Source organism: Actinomycetospora sp. NBRC 106375, from assembly GCF_030269665.1.
Classification (GTDB): domain Bacteria; phylum Actinomycetota; class Actinomycetes; order Mycobacteriales; family Pseudonocardiaceae; genus Actinomycetospora.
Map to the genome: position 1 here is coordinate 1 of NZ_BSTS01000060.1, position 1,467 is coordinate 1,467.

Sequence of the window (1,467 nt, forward strand, 5' to 3'; positions counted from 1 at the left end):
CTAGTACTACAGCCTGATTTATGGGTGGCTTGTTGGGCGTGTCGGCTTGGTCGGGACGGTCGGATGAGATCTTGTCTGGCCGGTGGGCGACGATGTCGGTGTGGCCGAGGTCGAGGCGTGGGCTGACGGGTTCTCGCAGGTTGAGGAGCTGCTGGCGCCGCGGTTCCGGCGCAGCGAGCCCAGGAGCCGGGCTGCGGGCTATGTCCAGGGCTTGATGTCGGGGCTGGAACGCAAGAACGGCTGGACGATCTCCGAGGCGACGGGGGCGGCGTCGCCGAACTCGGTGCAGTGGCTGCTCACCGGCGCGGACTGGGATCCCGACCTGCTGCGCGACGACCTGCGCGGCTGGGTGGTCGACCACCTCGGCGACCCGGAGGGGGTCTTGGTGGTCGACGACACCGGGTTCCTCAAGAAGGGCACCAAGTCCGCCGGGGTGCAGCGCCAGTACACCGGCACCGCCGGGCGGATCGAGAACGCCCAGATCGGGGTGTTCCTGGCCTACAGCACCCCCGCCGGTCGGACCCTGCTCGACCGGGAGCTCTACCTGCCCAAGTCCTGGCTCGAGGACCGGGCACGGTGTGCTGAGGCCGGGATCCCCGTCGACGGTCCCGACGAGGTGGGGTTCGCGACCAAGCCCGAGCTCGCCGGGCGCATGCTGGATCGGGCTCTCGACGCCGGGGTGCCGGCCGCCTGGGTGACCGGCGACGAGGCTTACGGCCAGGTCAGCGCGCTGCGGGGCATGCTCGAGGGCCGCGGCGTGTCCTACGTGCTGGCCGTGCCCTCCAACCAGCGCGTGCATCCCGCCGGCCACACGATCACCGACCAGGACCGCGGCGAGATGAGGATCGACGCCGCCGTCGCCGCGCTCGCGCCGCAGTCCTGGACGACGATCTCGGTGGGCGCCGGCGCGAAAGGCCCGCGGGTCTACCAGTGGGCCCGTGCCCCGATCCGCCCGCTGGCCGGGCCCGGCTACTGGCTGCTCGCCCGCCGCAGCCTGTCCGACCCCAGCGACGCGAGCCAGATCGCCTACTACCTCGCCGCCGCACCCAAGCACACCCCGCTGCGCGAGCTGGCCCGCGTCGCCGGTGCCCGATGGGCGATCGAGGAGACCTTCCAGACCGCGAAGAACGAGGTCGGCCTGGACCATTACCAGGTCCGTCGCTATCCCGGCTGGTATCGCCACATCACCCTGGCCATGCTCGCCCACGCCTTCCTGACCATCACCCGAGCCGCCACCACGACTCGGGAAAAAGGGGGACCTGGGGACGAGCCGTCACCCTCGGCGAACTGATCCCGCTGTCCCTGGCCGAGATCCGACACCTGCTCACCAACCTGATCTGGACCCCGACCCGCTGCCTGACCAGCATCTTGACCTGGTCACTCTGGCGACGACGCCACCAAGCCCGAGCCCGCGCATGCCACTACCGCACCCGAGCCGGACGACTACAACTCAGGCTGTAGTACTAG

At 70.3% G+C, this 1,467-nt stretch carries 1 protein-coding gene; it reads left to right on the plus strand.

Annotation, left to right across the window (positions count from 1 at the left end; all coding sequences use genetic code 11):
- The first annotated feature begins 82 nt into the window (after nucleotides 1–82).
- Nucleotides 83–1,291, plus strand: coding sequence for an IS701 family transposase (locus QSK03_RS32840; RefSeq protein ID WP_502872251.1), 1,209 nt, complete (start codon nucleotides 83–85; stop codon nucleotides 1,289–1,291).
- Nucleotides 1,292–1,467: the final 176 nt, after the last annotated feature.